Annotated in this window: 15 protein-coding genes and 1 pseudogene; 8 read left to right on the forward strand and 8 right to left on the reverse strand. The window is 70.1% G+C overall.

The window, feature by feature from the left end; translation table 11 throughout:
- Complete coding sequence (gene dmpG, locus F1734_RS08770; protein WP_010592505.1) at positions 1–1,062, reverse strand: 4-hydroxy-2-oxovalerate aldolase; 1,062 nt, start codon at positions 1,060–1,062, stop codon at positions 1–3.
- Entirely contained in the window at positions 1,059–1,937 is an 879-nt protein-coding gene (locus tag F1734_RS08775) for an acetaldehyde dehydrogenase (acetylating) (protein ID WP_010592504.1), read from the reverse strand. Before F1734_RS08775 ends, dmpG begins: the two co-directional genes overlap by 4 nt.
- 219 nt (positions 1,938–2,156) lie before the next feature.
- Here F1734_RS08775 and F1734_RS08780 point away from each other — a divergent pair, with 219 nt between their 5' ends.
- A complete protein-coding gene (locus F1734_RS08780) occupies positions 2,157–3,251 on the forward strand; it encodes a VOC family protein (protein WP_010592503.1) in 1,095 nt (364 codons plus the stop codon).
- 68 nt (positions 3,252–3,319) lie between these two features.
- On the opposite strand, the pseudogene F1734_RS08785 reads toward F1734_RS08780, so the two are convergent.
- Positions 3,320–4,247 (reverse strand): annotated as a pseudogene (locus F1734_RS08785) (sigma-70 family RNA polymerase sigma factor).
- 75 nt (positions 4,248–4,322) lie between these two features.
- Here F1734_RS08785 and F1734_RS08790 point away from each other — a divergent pair.
- From F1734_RS08790 to F1734_RS08800, 3 genes are all read left to right on the forward strand, one after another.
- Complete coding sequence (locus F1734_RS08790) at positions 4,323–4,778, forward strand: carboxymuconolactone decarboxylase family protein (RefSeq protein WP_026137632.1); 456 nt, start codon at positions 4,323–4,325, stop codon at positions 4,776–4,778.
- A gap of 96 nt (positions 4,779–4,874) precedes the next feature.
- Complete coding sequence (locus tag F1734_RS08795) at positions 4,875–5,264, forward strand: hypothetical protein (RefSeq protein WP_010592500.1); 390 nt, start codon at positions 4,875–4,877, stop codon at positions 5,262–5,264.
- Between the two features lie 92 nt (positions 5,265–5,356).
- Positions 5,357–5,776, forward strand: a complete 420-nt coding sequence (locus F1734_RS08800; protein WP_102030850.1) for a hypothetical protein — start codon at positions 5,357–5,359, stop codon at positions 5,774–5,776.
- A gap of 9 nt (positions 5,777–5,785) precedes the next feature.
- Here F1734_RS08800 and F1734_RS08805 read toward each other — a convergent pair whose 3' ends face one another.
- Together F1734_RS08805 and F1734_RS08810 are read right to left on the reverse strand one after the other, a co-directional pair.
- Entirely contained in the window at positions 5,786–6,238 is a 453-nt protein-coding gene (locus F1734_RS08805) for a phosphatase domain-containing protein (RefSeq protein ID WP_010592498.1), read from the reverse strand.
- A gap of 101 nt (positions 6,239–6,339) precedes the next feature.
- On the reverse strand, positions 6,340–8,037 hold the full coding sequence (locus F1734_RS08810) for a fumarate hydratase (RefSeq protein WP_010592497.1): 1,698 nt from the start codon (positions 8,035–8,037) through the stop codon (positions 6,340–6,342).
- Between the two features lie 267 nt (positions 8,038–8,304).
- Here F1734_RS08810 and F1734_RS08815 point away from each other — a divergent pair, with 267 nt between their 5' ends.
- Together F1734_RS08815 and F1734_RS08820 are read left to right on the forward strand one after the other, a co-directional pair.
- The gene (locus F1734_RS08815) at positions 8,305–9,060 is read left to right on the forward strand and encodes a CPBP family intramembrane glutamic endopeptidase (protein ID WP_010592496.1); all 756 of its coding nucleotides are present in this window, start codon (positions 8,305–8,307) and stop codon (positions 9,058–9,060) included.
- Between the two features lie 49 nt (positions 9,061–9,109).
- On the forward strand, positions 9,110–9,634 hold the full coding sequence (locus tag F1734_RS08820; protein WP_010592495.1) for a 2'-5' RNA ligase family protein: 525 nt from the start codon (positions 9,110–9,112) through the stop codon (positions 9,632–9,634).
- Positions 9,635–9,644: 10 nt separating this feature from the next.
- On the opposite strand, the gene F1734_RS08825 is transcribed toward F1734_RS08820, so the two are convergent.
- Both F1734_RS08825 and F1734_RS08830 read right to left on the reverse strand, forming a co-directional pair.
- On the reverse strand, positions 9,645–9,860 hold the full coding sequence (locus F1734_RS08825) for a hypothetical protein (protein ID WP_010592494.1): 216 nt from the start codon (positions 9,858–9,860) through the stop codon (positions 9,645–9,647).
- Between the two features lie 89 nt (positions 9,861–9,949).
- Positions 9,950–10,741, reverse strand: a complete 792-nt coding sequence (locus F1734_RS08830) for a helix-turn-helix domain-containing protein (RefSeq protein WP_010592493.1) — start codon at positions 10,739–10,741, stop codon at positions 9,950–9,952.
- Positions 10,742–10,868: 127 nt separating this feature from the next.
- Here F1734_RS08830 and F1734_RS08835 point away from each other — a divergent pair, with 127 nt between their 5' ends.
- Positions 10,869–11,204 carry a DUF1330 domain-containing protein gene (locus F1734_RS08835; RefSeq protein ID WP_119699557.1) on the forward strand — a complete coding sequence of 112 codons (336 nt, stop codon included), beginning with the start codon at positions 10,869–10,871 and terminating at the stop codon, positions 11,202–11,204.
- Positions 11,205–11,223: 19 nt separating this feature from the next.
- Here F1734_RS08835 and F1734_RS08840 read toward each other — a convergent pair whose 3' ends face one another.
- Entirely contained in the window at positions 11,224–11,790 is a 567-nt protein-coding gene (locus F1734_RS08840) for a mismatch-specific DNA-glycosylase (RefSeq protein WP_102030849.1), read from the reverse strand.
- A 158-nt stretch (positions 11,791–11,948) separates the two neighbouring features.
- On the opposite strand from F1734_RS08840, the gene F1734_RS08845 reads away from it, so the two are divergent.
- Entirely contained in the window at positions 11,949–12,893 is a 945-nt protein-coding gene (locus tag F1734_RS08845; RefSeq protein ID WP_010592490.1) for a restriction endonuclease, read from the forward strand.

The raw sequence follows: 12,893 nt of genomic DNA on the forward strand, positions 1-12,893 counted from the left end.
TCAGACTCCGGCGCGGGCCGGGAGCTCGTAGGTGCGGCCGGCCAGTTCGGAGGCGACGTCGACGATCATGTCCTCCTGGCCGCCGATGACGCCGCGGCGCCCGAGTTCGAGCAGGATCTCGCGGGTGGAGATGCCGAACTTCTTCGCGGCCCGCTTGGTGGGGTGGAAGAAGGTCGAGTACACCCCGGCGTAGCCCAGGATCAGCGCGGTCTCGTCGATGATCTGCGGGTCGGTCATCAGCGGCGCGACGACGTGCTCGGCGGTGTCGATCAGCGGGAACAGGTCGACGGCGGTATCCCAGCCGGCCCGCTCGAACGCGGCGGCGAGCACCTCGGTCTGGGCGTTGCCGGCGCTGGCGCCGAGCCCGCGCAGAGACCCGTCGATGAACGTCGCGCCGTTCTCGGCGGCGGTGAGCGCGTTGGCGATGCCCACTCCGAGATTGTTGTGGGCGTGGAAACCGATGTCGGCGGAGATCTCCTGTCGCAGGGCCGCGACGCGCTCACCGGCGTGCCGGGGCACCATCGCGCCGGCGGAGTCGACCACGTAGACGACATCGGCGCCGTAGGAGTCGAGCTTGGCGGCCTGCTCGGCGAGCGGCTCCGGGTCGAGTTTGTGGCTCATCATCAGGAACGTCATCACGTTCAGGCCCTGCTCCTTGGCCCACTCGACGGGCTGCTGGGCGCAGTCGGCCTCGGTGCAGTGCACCGCGACGCGCACGGTCTTGATGCCGGCGTCGATCGCGGACTTCAGTTCGGCGAGGGTGGCGATGCCCGGGACGTACAGCACTGCGATGTCCGCATTGTCGACGGCGTCGACGGCGGCGCGTACGTACTCGGGGTCGGTGGCGGCGGCGAAGCCGTACTGGATCGAGGAGGCGCCGAGGCCGATGCCGTGGGCCACCTCGATGGTGGGGATGCCGGCCCGGTCGAGGCCGCGGGCGATGTCGGCGACGTTCTCGGGGGTGAATCGGTGCGAGACCGACGACATGCCGTCGCGCAGGGTGGTGTCGACGAGGGTGACCTTGCGGCGCCCGGTGTGGGTGGCGGCGTCGGTGGTGCTCACTGGGCTGCTCCCTGGACGAGGTTGCGCTGCGCCAGGACGTCGGCGACCTGTACGGCGGCGGCGGTGATGATGTCGAGGTTTCCGGCGTAGGTGGGCAGGAAGTCGCCGGCGCCGACGACCTCGAGCATGACGGTGACGAGGTCGCCGTCGACGTCGACGAGCCGCAGGGTGTAACCGGGGACGTACTGCTGCACCCTGGCAACCATGTCGATCACGGCGCGTTCGATCGCGTCCGGGTCGGGGTTGCGGACCTTGGCGTAGACGGTGTCGCGCATGTTCATCGGCGGTTCGGCCGGGTTGATCACCGAGATGGCCTTGGCGCGGTCCGCGCCGGCGACCTGCGCGAGTGCCCGGCCGGTCTTCTCGCTGAATTCGCTGAGGTTCTGACGGGTGCCGGGGCCCGCGCTCTTCGACGCGATGGCCGCCACGATCTCGCCGTACGAGGCGTCGGCGACCTCGTTGATCGCATACAGGATCGGGATGGTGGCCTGCCCGGCGCAGCTGACCATGTTCACGTTCGGCGCGTCCAGGTGCTCGGTGAGGTTGACGGCCGGCACGACGTACGGGCCCACCGACGCGGGCGTCAGGTCGATCGCCTTGATTCCCGCCTCCGCGTAGCGGGGCGCCGTTGCGGCGTGCACCTTTGCCGAGGTGGCCTCGAACACGACGTCAGGGAGTTCGGGGCGGCTCAGCAGCCAGTCCACGCCCTCGGCGGACGCCTCCAGGCCCGCCTGCCGGGCCCGTTCGAGTCCCTCGCTGGACGGGTCGATGCCCACCATGTACACCGGCTCGACATGCTCGGACCGCAGCAGCTTGTACATCAGATCCGTGCCGATGTTCCCGGAACCGACGATCGCGGCTTTCAAACGACTCATCTGTGGGGCCTTCCCTCAACTCGGGGGTGATGCGGACCACGCTAGGGCGGAAGGTCCCCTTGTCGGCCCCTCGTCCGGAGGTCTCGAACGCGGGACCGATGCCCCGAGTGGCGATTCGGCTATTCCGAACGACGTGCACAGCGGACTCGAGGTGCGCGCACGCTCGTGACGAAGAGCACAGCCGGTATCCTCGCCGGCCAGCGCAGATCAGGAGAGATCATGACGGACACGACCGCCCGTTTCGACATCGCGCACCTCGCCCGCGCGGAGCTGTTCACCCCGAGGCCTCAGGAAACCCTCGACTTCTTCACGAAGTTCCTCGGCATGTACGTCACGCACCGGGAAGGACAGTCCGTCTACCTGCGCGGGTACGAGGATCCCTACCAGTGGAGCCTGAAGGTCACCGAGGCTCAGGAGCCCGGCATGGGCCATGCTGCGCTGCGCGCCAGCTCGTCGGAAGCTCTCGAACGCCGCGTCGCGTCCCTGAAGCAGGGCAACGTGGAGGGCAAATGGAGCGAGGATCAGTTCGGCTACGGAAAGACCTTCGAATTCCAGTCCCCGGACGGCCACAACCTGCAGTTGCTGTGGGAGGTCGAGAAGTACGTCGCCCCGCAGGAGCTGCAGAGCAAGATCCTGTCGCGTCCGTCGAAGAAGCCGCTCCAGGGTATTCCGGTCAAGCGGATCGATCACCTGAACCTCATGTCCTCCGACGTGACCGCGGTGAAGGACTCGTTCGAGCGGCACCTCGGATTCCGCACGACCGAACGCGTGGTGGACGGCGGCGTGGAGATCGGCGCCTGGATGAGTTCGAACCTGCTCGGTCACGAGGTCGCCTGCATGCGTGACATGACCGGCGGACACGGCAAGCTCCACCACCTCGCGTTCTACTACGGCACCGGCCAGCACCTCGCAGACGCGGTCGAGATGTTCCGGGACTACGACATTCAGATCGAGGCAGGTCCCGACAAGCACGGCATCACGCAGGGGCAGTTCCTCTACGTGTTCGAGCCCGGCGGCAACCGCGTCGAGCTGTTCGGCGAGGCCGGTTACCTGCATCTCGATCCGGACGCCGAGACGAAGACGTGGCAGATGGCCGACATCGACACCGGCCTCGCGGTCGGTGGGGCCAAGCTGCCGTGGGAAACCTACTTCACCTACGGCACCCCGAACCCGCTCGCACTCGATCAGCACATCGAGAAGTTCTCGCACTTCGGCCCGGGCGCTCCTGTCGAGGACCCCGAGGTGCTCGCCGCGGAGCAGACGATCCCGGACGACATCGATCACTCCCGCGCGGTGTCCGGCTCCCCGGTCTGAGTCCTGGCGGGTGCGCACCTCCTGCACCGTCTTCCGGCGTGCCACGACGAGAGGTGCGCACCCGCGTGTCAGCCGGCGTCCGGGAACGTCACCTCGAGCGCCGCGAGCTGCTCGGGATCCGACACCACCTCGATCTCGACGATCGCGTCGTCCTCGATCGTGAAGGCGAACACCGTGCGCGGACGGCCGCCCGGCGCCCATGCGGCGCCGGGCATTCCGTCGACGAGCACTGCCCGGGCGGCCTGGGCGCGGCCGTCGAAAACCTCTGCGACGCTGTGGGGGCCGTGAAGCTCGCGCGCGAGCGCCGGTGCGCCGTGAGCCGCGCCGGCACGGGCCGTCGCCACGGCGATGTCGTCCGCGCGGAGGATCACACCCGGATCGAGCAGGGCCAGCAGGTCGTCGAACCGCCCCTCCCGCGACGCGGCGAGGAACGCATCGACGAGGCGACGGCGGCGCATCAGGTCGGCCCGTGGAGCGGTCGCGCCCTGGATGCGCCGCCGCGCTCGGCTCGCGAGCTGGCGGGTGGCGGCGGGGGAGCGTTCCACGATCGGGGCGATCTCGTCGAAGGGGACGGCGAACAGGTCGTGCAGCACGAACGCAAGGCGTTCGGCCGGGGCGAGGGTGTCGAGCACGACGAGCAATGCCACCCCGACCGAATCGGCCAGCAGTGCAGCGCTTTCCGGAACGTCGCGCGGGTCCGTCGACCGAGGTTCGGGACGATCGGGCATCGAGGGGGACCTCCCGGCGCGAGCCCCGCGAGCGCAGCATGTCCAGGCACACCCGGCTCACCACCGTCGTCAGCCAGCCTCCCAGGTTGGCGACCTCGTCGGTGCCGGAGCGGTGCAGACGCAGCCAGGCCTCCTGCACGGCGTCGTCGGCCTCGCTCGCCGAGCCGAGCATGCGGAAGGCCACTGCCCGCAGACGGTCCCGATGTGCCTCGAACTGTTCGGCGGGGAAGGCGCCGCCGGGGTGGGCCGAGAAGTTTCCGTCGCTCATGTCGTCACATTCTGTCGTCGGGATCCGTCATGGCTGTGACGAACGCACGACCCCGGATGTGACAAGGAGACGATCATGAAGGCTCGAATGACGAATCCCGCGCTTGTTCTGCCCGACGCGGTGACGGCGTTGCAGGCACTGGGGAACGCCGCCGACGGTGGCGGACTGCCGGCGCGCACCACCCACCTCGTGCATCTGCGGGCAAGCCAGATCAACGGATGCAGCGTCTGTGTGGACATGCACCCGCGGCTGGCCAAGAAGGACGGGGAGACCGACAAACGGCTGTTCGCGGTGGCGGCGTGGCGCGAGGCGCCGTACTTCACCGATGGCGAGCGGGCGGCCCTGGCGCTGACGGAGGCGGTGACCCGGCTCGCGGACCGGCCCGACCCGGTGCCCGACGACGTCTGGGACGAGGCCGCCCGCCACTACGACGAGCCGCAACTGGCGGCGCTGATCCTGCAGATCTCGCTGATCAACGTGTGGAACCGGCTCGACGCGACGGTCGAGCAGGTGGCCGGCGCGCAGTGGTGACGACGGGCGTTGCCCTCCGGCAGATATTTTGGAATGATTCCAGATAACATCCCGGAGTGTCGTGCTGCGGCGCCCGGAACGAAAGGAAGTGCGCTCATGTATGCCGTCGATTCCCGTGCCGTCGCGCTGCCGTCGATGGTCCTCGGCGGGTTGCGGCCGCTGTACCGGCAGATGGCCCGCGCCAACGTGCGCGCCGTGGGCTTCGTGCACACCACGGGCGCGAACCGGTTCGAGGTCCGGCTGATCGCGTCCGTGGGTGGGCCGACGCTCGAAATCCGCTCGCAGGACCGGACAGTCGTGTTCACTGTCCCACTCACGGCCCAGTTCCGGGCGCAGCCCGAACTCGACACCGACAGCTACCGGCGGCTGTGCGCGATGCTGACCCCGGCCGCCGATCCCTCGCCCGACACCATCGTCCGGTTCCTGCAGGGTCTCGTCGCTCAGGCGCCCGCCGTCCTCTCGCGCACCGACGCCCGCGCTGCCTGAGGGCGCCCCTACGATGTTCGGCTGCCGGGTCGCGTCCCGGGGTGCATGATCGGTTCGGGACCGAACCGTAGTGATGGCGGAGAGGGGTAACGATGGCGGAGGACGGCGAGACGCGTCGATTCGGACTGCTCGGGTCCGCGATGGAGGAGTTGCTCGAGAGAACCCGCGCGGTGGCCGACGAGGTCGCGTCGATCGGGAGCGACGCCCTCGGGTCGATTCCCGACCCCCTGTCCAGGCCTGCCGACCGGATGCTCGCGTCGCTCCGGGAGGTGATGGAGCTGGCCCCGCCCGTCTTCACCGAGTTCGACGCCCTCGTCGAGCAGCTGCACGCGCAGCGGAAGTCGGTGCAGGCGCTGCAGGCGCAACTGTCGGCGTTCGACCGTCAGTTGGAGGTGGTCGAGAAGTCGCTGGCGCCCCTGCAGGGGCTGGCCCACCAGTGGGCACGGTTGCAGCAGACGCTGCTTCGGTATCCCCCCACCGACGAACCGGAAGCCGGCCCGCCGAAGTCCTGACGGACCGCGTCAGAAGTCGCCCTCGGCCACCTGGAAACACACCAGTCCCATCCGCCGCCACATCCGCACCACCTGGTCACGATCGTCGAGGACGGCGACGACCCGGTACCGGTGCCGGACGAACCGGTCGAACAGCTCGGCCTTGACGATGGAGTCCTTGCGACTGTCGCCGGGCGTGCGCATGTGCAGTTCGGTGTAGGGCACCCGATGCTCGGCCAGCCACTGCTCGGTCTCGGGCCGGCACACCCCGTCGCGCCCGGAGACGAGCACGATCGCCGGCTTCTCCGGCGAGGCGGCGAACGCCGTCACCGCGGCCATCACGGCGGGGGAGAGCGAGTCCTCGCCCACGCGGTGCCAGTGGTAGGGGCTGCGGTCGCTCATGTGGGCGAGCGTGCCGTCGATGTCGACGATCCACGCCGGGGGCAGCGTCGGATCCGGCACGTACGGCGCCGGGTAGGGCACCGGCTCGGCCCCTGGTCGGTGCCGCCCCTGTCGCCGCGCCCCGGTGCGTCCTTTGGGCTGCTGGGACCGCCCAAAGGACGCACCGGCGGCGCAGCCGCCTGTCACAGCCCGGGGCGCTTGCCGATCGTCAGGGTGACCTCGCCGGTGCCGGCGAAGAAGTCGTTGCCCTTGTCGTCGACGACGATGAACGCCGGGAAGTCCTCGACCTCGATCTTCCACACTGCTTCCATACCCAGTTCCGGGTACTCGAGAACCTCGACCTTCTTGATGCAGTCCAGGGCGAGGCGCGCGGCGGGTCCCCCGATGGAGCCGAGATAGAAACCGCCGTGGTTCTTGCAGGCGTCGGTGACCTGCTGCGAGCGGTTGCCCTTGGCGAGCATGACCATCGAACCGCCCGCGGCCTGGAACTGCTCGACATAGGAGTCCATCCGGCCCGCGGTGGTGGGACCGAACGAACCGGAGGCCATGCCGTCCGGCGTCTTGGCCGGGCCGGCGTAGTACACGGGGTGGTCCTTCAGGTACTGCGGCATGCCCTCGCCCGCGTCCAGACGTTCCTTGATCTTCGCGTGCGCGATGTCGCGGGCGACGACGAGCGGGCCCGTGAGGGACAGCCGGGTCTTGACGGGATGCTTGGACAGTTCGGCGAGGATCTCCGGCATCGGCCGCGTCAGGTCGATCTTCACCGCGGCGCCCTTGCCGGTGCCCGACACGCCCTCGGTCTCGGCGTCGAGCTGCGCGTCGGTGATCTCGGGCAGGAAGCGGCCCGGATCGAACTCGAGCTGCTCGAGGAACACCCCCTCCGGGGTGATCTTGGCCTTCGCCTGCCGGTCGGCCGAGCAGGACACCGCCAGCGCCACCGGCAGCGACGCGCCGTGCCGCGGCAGCCGGATCACGCGCACGTCGTGGCAGAAGTACTTGCCGCCGAACTGCGCACCGATGCCGATCTTCTGCGTCAGCTCGAAGACCTTCTTCTCGAGTTCGAGGTCGCGGAAGCCGCGGCCGGTGATCGCACCCTCGGTGGGCAGCTCGTCGAGGTAGTGGGCCGAGGCGTACTTCGCGGTCTTGAGGGCGAACTCGGCGGAGGTCCCGCCCACCACGATGGCGAGGTGGTACGGGGGGCACGCGGCCGTGCCGAGCGAGCGGATCTTGGCCTCGAGGAACTGCATCATCGAGTCCGGGTTCAGGATCGCCTTCGTCTCCTGGTACAGGTACGACTTGTTGGCCGAACCACCACCCTTGGCCATGAACAGGAACTTGTAGGCGTTCTCGTGGCCGGCCGCGGTGTCGGCATAGAGCTCGATCTGCGCCGGCAGGTTCGAGCCGGTGTTCTTCTCCTCCCACATGGTGAGGGGAGCGTTCTGCGAGTACCGCAGGTTGAGCCGGGTGTAGGCGTCGTACACGCCGCGGGCGATCGCTTCCTCGTCGTCGCCGGGGGTGAGGACGTGCTGGCCGCGCTTGCCCATGACGATCGCGGTTCCGGTGTCCTGGCACATCGGCAGCACTCCGGCGGCGGCGATGTGGGCGTTCTTCAGGAGGTCCAGGGCGACGAACTTGTCGTTGTCCGACGCCTCCGGGTCGTCGAGGATGCTCGCGAGCTGCTTCAGGTGATCCGCCCGCAGATAGTGCTGGATGTCGTGCAGCGCGGTCTCGGTGAGCAGGCGCAGCGCCTCGGGCTCGACCTGCAGGAAGGTGCGGCCGCCCGGGCCTTCGACGGTCGACACCCCCTCGGTGGTCAGCAGCCGGTACTCGGTGGGGTCTTCCCCGATCGGCAGCAGGTCCTCGTAGAGGAAGTCGGCCATTTCTTCTCCTGAACTGTCCTGGACAGCGGGGCTGATGTTCGGGACAAGGTTAGTCCCGGCAACGGGACGCTCCGACGCCGGGGCGTGTGACGCAGACCGCCTCCGCACCCATCGTGACCTGCATCACTGCCAAAATCGGTCGCCGGTGTGCCGCCGGTCACGGTCGCTCCGGCACGGAATCCGTACACTGGTACGGATGGTTCGTACAGTGCAGGAACGGGTACTCGATCGGTTCCGACAGACCCGACAGCGGGGGTTCGAGAACACATGACTGCGGAGACCCTGCCGACGACGGCACCTGCCCACCGCGGATCGCTCCGCGGCTTCCATGCCTGGTTCGACGTCGCCGTCGTGGTGATCGTCCTCGTCGCCACCAACCTGATCGCGCACTTCACCACCGTGTGGGCCAGCATCGCGACGGTGCCCGCTGCGGCGCTGGTGCTCGTCGCGCTGATGCGCCGTCGTGGCATGCGCTGGTCCGAACTCGGGCTCTCGCCGCGCCACTGGCGCTCGGGTTCCCTCTACGCCCTGGCCGCCGTCGGGGTCGTGCTGGCCGTGATCGCCGTGGGGGTGGCGTTGCCGCTCACGCGGCAGTTCTTCCTGTCGGACCGCTACGCCACGATCTCCGGCGCGCTCCTCGCCTCGATGATCGTGATTCCACTGCAGACGGTCATCCCCGAGGAACTCGCGTTCCGCGGCGTGCTGCACGGCACGCTCGAACGCGTCTCCGGTGCGCGCGGAGTGTTCGCCGCCGGGTCGCTGCTGTTCGGCCTGTGGCACATCGCCTCGTCCCTCGGGCTCACGAACGGCAATCGCGGCCTGAGCGGCATCCTCGGCGGCGGCCTGTGGGGGCAGGTGCTGGGCATCGCCGGAGCGGTCCTGGCCACCGCCGCTGCCGGGTTCGTCTTCACCTGGCTGCGCCGCCGCAGCGGAAGCCTGATCGCCCCGATCGCCCTGCACTGGTCCCTCAACGGTGCCGGGGCGCTGGCCGCGGCGCTGGTCTGGCACGCCACCCTGAACTGACCGCCCGAACCGGCCGCCGGCCCGCCGGCGCCCGCGGTACCGTGCGCTGATGGCACTCGCGGTCTGCCTGGTCTTCGACGCCGCCGCCCGGCGCGCCCTGCAGCAACTGTGGGCCCGGCTCGAAGACCTCGGGGTGCCGACGCTGCTCACCCATACCCACGGCCGGCACGTGCCGCACCTGTCGTACGCGGTGTTGCGCAGCTACGACGTCGAGGACGTGACGGCCGCGCTCGCGACGCTCCCCGACGGTGGACCGCTGACCCTCTACTCCGACGCGCTGGGGGCCTTCCGGCGCGGACGGGTCTGGCTCTCGCCGGCACCCACCGCCGACCTCCTGCGCCGTCAGCAGCGCGTGGTGGACACCGTCACCGCCGTCGGCGCGGACCTGCACAAGCACTACCGGCCGGGCGTATGGACCCCGCATCTGACCCTCAGCCCCCGAGCCCGGCTGGAGGACCTGCCGCGGGTGGCCGCGGTCGTCTACGACGTGCTGCCCCTCGAGACGGTCGTGTCCGGCGCGGCGCTGATCGACACCACGACGGGGGAGCGGCGGCCGCTGCGCCGCGTCCCGTGACCGGCGGTGCTCACTCCTCGGGGTTCTCCACCCACTTGCCGTACGGCGGCGGGCCCTCGCCCATGATCTGCACCCCGAAGTGCGGGGCGTGCTTCCACACGTAGCCGTGCAGGGTGTGTTCCTCCGAGGTCTGCGTATTGACGAGGACGAGGTCTCCCGTCGCTCGCTCCTCGAGGGAGAACCCGCTGTCCGGGCCCTCGAGTACCCACCACTTCGTCCTGCTCATGATCGATGCCTCCGGTGTGGGACGGGACAGGTCTCGGGGCGGACGTTACTCCCGACAGTGCCCGTGCGGCACCGGTTCGCCGATCCGGATCATCGGCCTCCCAGCACCCGTCGGGTGGCCTCGTCGGCCGGGTAGAACGCCTCGATCGCCAGTTCCGCGACGGTGACATCCAACGGCGTGCCGAACAGCGTCGTCGTGCTCAGCAGGGACAGCTCGCCGTCGTCGGTGCGCAGCCGCAGCGGCACCACCAGGGCGTGGGCGCCGGTCGGATCGAGCTCGGCGTCGTGCCCGTCGTCGCAGGGGTAGTCGGCCAGTTCGGCGTGCAGCCGGCGCAGCACCGGGTCGCCCGTCGCGGCGAGCTGATGTCGCAGTCGGGTCAGCAGGTGCGCCCGCCACTGGCCGTGATTGACGATGCGCGGCGCCATCCCGTCCGGGTGCAGCGTCACCCGCAGCACGTTCACCGGGGGCTCGAGCAGCCGCGGGTCGCATCCGCCCAGCAAGCCCATGACGGCGTCGTTGGCGTCGACCATCGTCCAGTGCCGGTCCACCACCAGCGCGGGATACGGGCGGTGCGACCGCAGGATCCGCTCGATCGCATCGGCCACCGCGGCCATCGGCACGTCCCCGAGACGGTGCTCCGGGTACGCGGGCGCCAGACCCGCCGCGAGCAGCAGCGAGTTGCGCTCCCGAAGCGGGATGTCGAGCTGATCGGCCAGGCGCAGCAGCATGACGCGCGTCGGCCGGGACCGGCCCGTCTCGAGGAAACTCACGTGCCGCGCCGAGACCTGCGCCCGGTTGGCGAGGGCGAGCTGGCTCAGGCCGCGACGCTCACGCCAGTGCCGCAGCAGTGCTCCGACGGGTTCCTCGTGCACGGTGGTCATGGAAGTCACGGTAGGCGCGGAAGGGAACGACGGCCATTACCTGCCGGGTAATCGATTCGGGCACCGCGGCCCGGCACTCTCGTCGGTGTGCGGCACGCCGCCGCCACCGACCGACCCGGAGGACCCCATGACTGCCTACGCGATCGCCCATCTGCGCTCCGTCGACTTCGGCCCCGAGATCGTCCGCTACATCGAGGAGATCGACGACACCTTCACGCCGTACGGGGGCAGGTTCCTCGTCCACGGCGTCGAACCCGAGGTCCACGAGGGACCCTGGCCCGGCCACGTCGTGATCATCGAGTTCCCCGACATCGAGCAGGCCCGCGCCTGGTACCGGTCGCCGGCCTACCAGGAGATCCTGCCGCTGCGCACCGAGCACTCCGACAGTTCGGCCATCCTCGTCGAGGGTGTCCCGCCGGGCTACCGGGCGCGCGACTATCTCACCAAGGTGGGGCACCGCTGAGCGGCCCGGACCTACCGGCTCAGGGCAGGATCCCGGCCGCGCGGGCCGGCGCCGCATACGCCTCGGCGAGGGTGTCGACCGTCTCGTGGGCGTTGAGGCCACTCGGATTCGGCACCACCCATACCGGCACCCCGCCGATCGTCGCCTCCTGCAACCCCGCGGCCGCCTTGCGCTGCCCGAACGCCGACCGGTACGCCGTGATGCCGGCGACGGCCACCACCCGCGGCCGGTGCTGCGCCACCACCCCGGCCAGTCGCGCGGCCCCGGTCCGCAGCTCGTCTGCCGTGAGTTCGTCCGCGCGGGCGGTGGCGCGGGGGGCGAGATTGGTGATCCCGACGCCGCGCTCGAGCAGGTGTGCCTTGTCGTCCTCGCTCATACCGGAGGTGGGGTCGACGGGCCGGAGCAGGATGCCGGCCCGCAGCAGGGCCGGGTAGAAGCGGTTCCCGGGCCGGGCGAAGTGCGCACCCGTCGCGGCCGTCCACAGTCCCGGATTGATGCCCACGAACAGCAGCCGGCAGCCCGGCCCGATCAGGTCGGGCACCACCGCGTCACGGCAGCGTTCGAGTTCGGCGCGCGTGAATCCCATCCGTCCCACGGTAGCGAGCGGCGCCGTCCCGGTCCGGCCTCGCCCGGACACGAGGAGTGCGGCCGCCCTCGCTTCCGCGGTCATCGGCTAGGGTGAAATGCGCGTCGTGGCGGGACCGGACAGCCGCGGCGAGCAGGGCCGAAACGATAGGGGAAGGTGTGCAGCGCCGGAACGTGATCGGTAACCCCGTCGAAGACCCGTCCGGCCGCGAGGTGGCGCTACCGCCGTACACGGATCTGCTGTGGCCCACCCTGCAGGCGCTGATCGGGCTCGGCGGCTCGGCGTCGATCGAGGAACTCGAGAAGGCCGTCGTCGCGCGCGAGCGTCTGTCCGAGGCCGCGCGGTCCGTACCGCACGGTGACGGCCCGGTCACCGAGATCGAGTACCGGATCGGCTGGGCGCGTACCTATCTCAAGGGCATGGGTCTGCTGGCCAACACCCGGCGCGGGGTGTGGAGCGTCACGGACCGCGGTCGCGCGGTGCAGGAATCGGAGATCAAGCCGCTCCAGGTGGCCTACACCGCGGAGAAGCGACGCAAACGACTCGTGCGCAACGCGTCGTCGCGGGCGCAGGTGGTGCCTCTCACGGCGGCCCCCGAGGATCCCGAGCTGTGGCGCGAACCCGTGCTCGCCGCCGTCGCCGAGCTCCCCGACGAGGGGTTCGAGCGGCTCGCCGTCGCGGTGCTCCGCGCCGCCGGATTCACCACCGTCTCCGTCCCGCCGCACGGTGGCCATCTCGACACCGGCTCCGACAACGACGTCGACGTGGAGGGCACCGGCGTGCTGCGGGTGTCGCTGCTCGGCTTCTCGGTGTTCTTCCGGTTCCTGCGCGGCCCCGAGCGGGCGGGCGCGGACGTGGTGCGCGAGTTCCGCGCCGCGATGGCCGGTCGCGGTGAGAAGGGCCTGCTCGTCACCACCGGCACGTTCGGCGACGACGCCCGCTCCGAGGCGCACCGGCTCGGCGCGCCCCCCATCGAACTCGTCGACGGCGACGGGCTGTGCGATCTGCTCAAGGAGCACGGTCTCGGGGTCCACACCACGGTGCGCACCGTCGAGGACGTGGCTCTGGTTCCGGCCTTCTTCGCCGAGCTCGGCGGCCGCTAG

The sequence above is a fragment of the Rhodococcus ruber genome, from assembly GCF_016804345.1.
In the GTDB taxonomy this organism is placed as follows: domain Bacteria; phylum Actinomycetota; class Actinomycetes; order Mycobacteriales; family Mycobacteriaceae; genus Rhodococcus; species Rhodococcus ruber.

Coding starts and splice junctions, on each gene's coding strand:
- F1734_RS08775 (WP_010592504.1), bottom strand. CDS start 1,937: ATGAGTCGTTTGAAAGCCGCGATCGTCGGTTCCGGGAACATCGGCACG.
- F1734_RS08780 (WP_010592503.1), top strand. CDS start 2,157: ATGACGGACACGACCGCCCGTTTCGACATCGCGCACCTCGCCCGCGCG.
- F1734_RS08790 (WP_026137632.1), top strand. CDS start 4,323: ATGAAGGCTCGAATGACGAATCCCGCGCTTGTTCTGCCCGACGCGGTG.
- F1734_RS08795 (WP_010592500.1), top strand. CDS start 4,875: ATGTATGCCGTCGATTCCCGTGCCGTCGCGCTGCCGTCGATGGTCCTC.
- F1734_RS08800 (WP_102030850.1), top strand. CDS start 5,357: ATGGCGGAGGACGGCGAGACGCGTCGATTCGGACTGCTCGGGTCCGCG.
- F1734_RS08810 (WP_010592497.1), bottom strand. CDS start 8,037: ATGGCCGACTTCCTCTACGAGGACCTGCTGCCGATCGGGGAAGACCCC.
- F1734_RS08815 (WP_010592496.1), top strand. CDS start 8,305: ATGACTGCGGAGACCCTGCCGACGACGGCACCTGCCCACCGCGGATCG.
- F1734_RS08820 (WP_010592495.1), top strand. CDS start 9,110: ATGGCACTCGCGGTCTGCCTGGTCTTCGACGCCGCCGCCCGGCGCGCC.
- F1734_RS08825 (WP_010592494.1), bottom strand. CDS start 9,860: ATGAGCAGGACGAAGTGGTGGGTACTCGAGGGCCCGGACAGCGGGTTC.
- F1734_RS08830 (WP_010592493.1), bottom strand. CDS start 10,741: ATGACCACCGTGCACGAGGAACCCGTCGGAGCACTGCTGCGGCACTGG.
- F1734_RS08835 (WP_119699557.1), top strand. CDS start 10,869: ATGACTGCCTACGCGATCGCCCATCTGCGCTCCGTCGACTTCGGCCCC.
- F1734_RS08840 (WP_102030849.1), bottom strand. CDS start 11,790: ATGGGATTCACGCGCGCCGAACTCGAACGCTGCCGTGACGCGGTGGTG.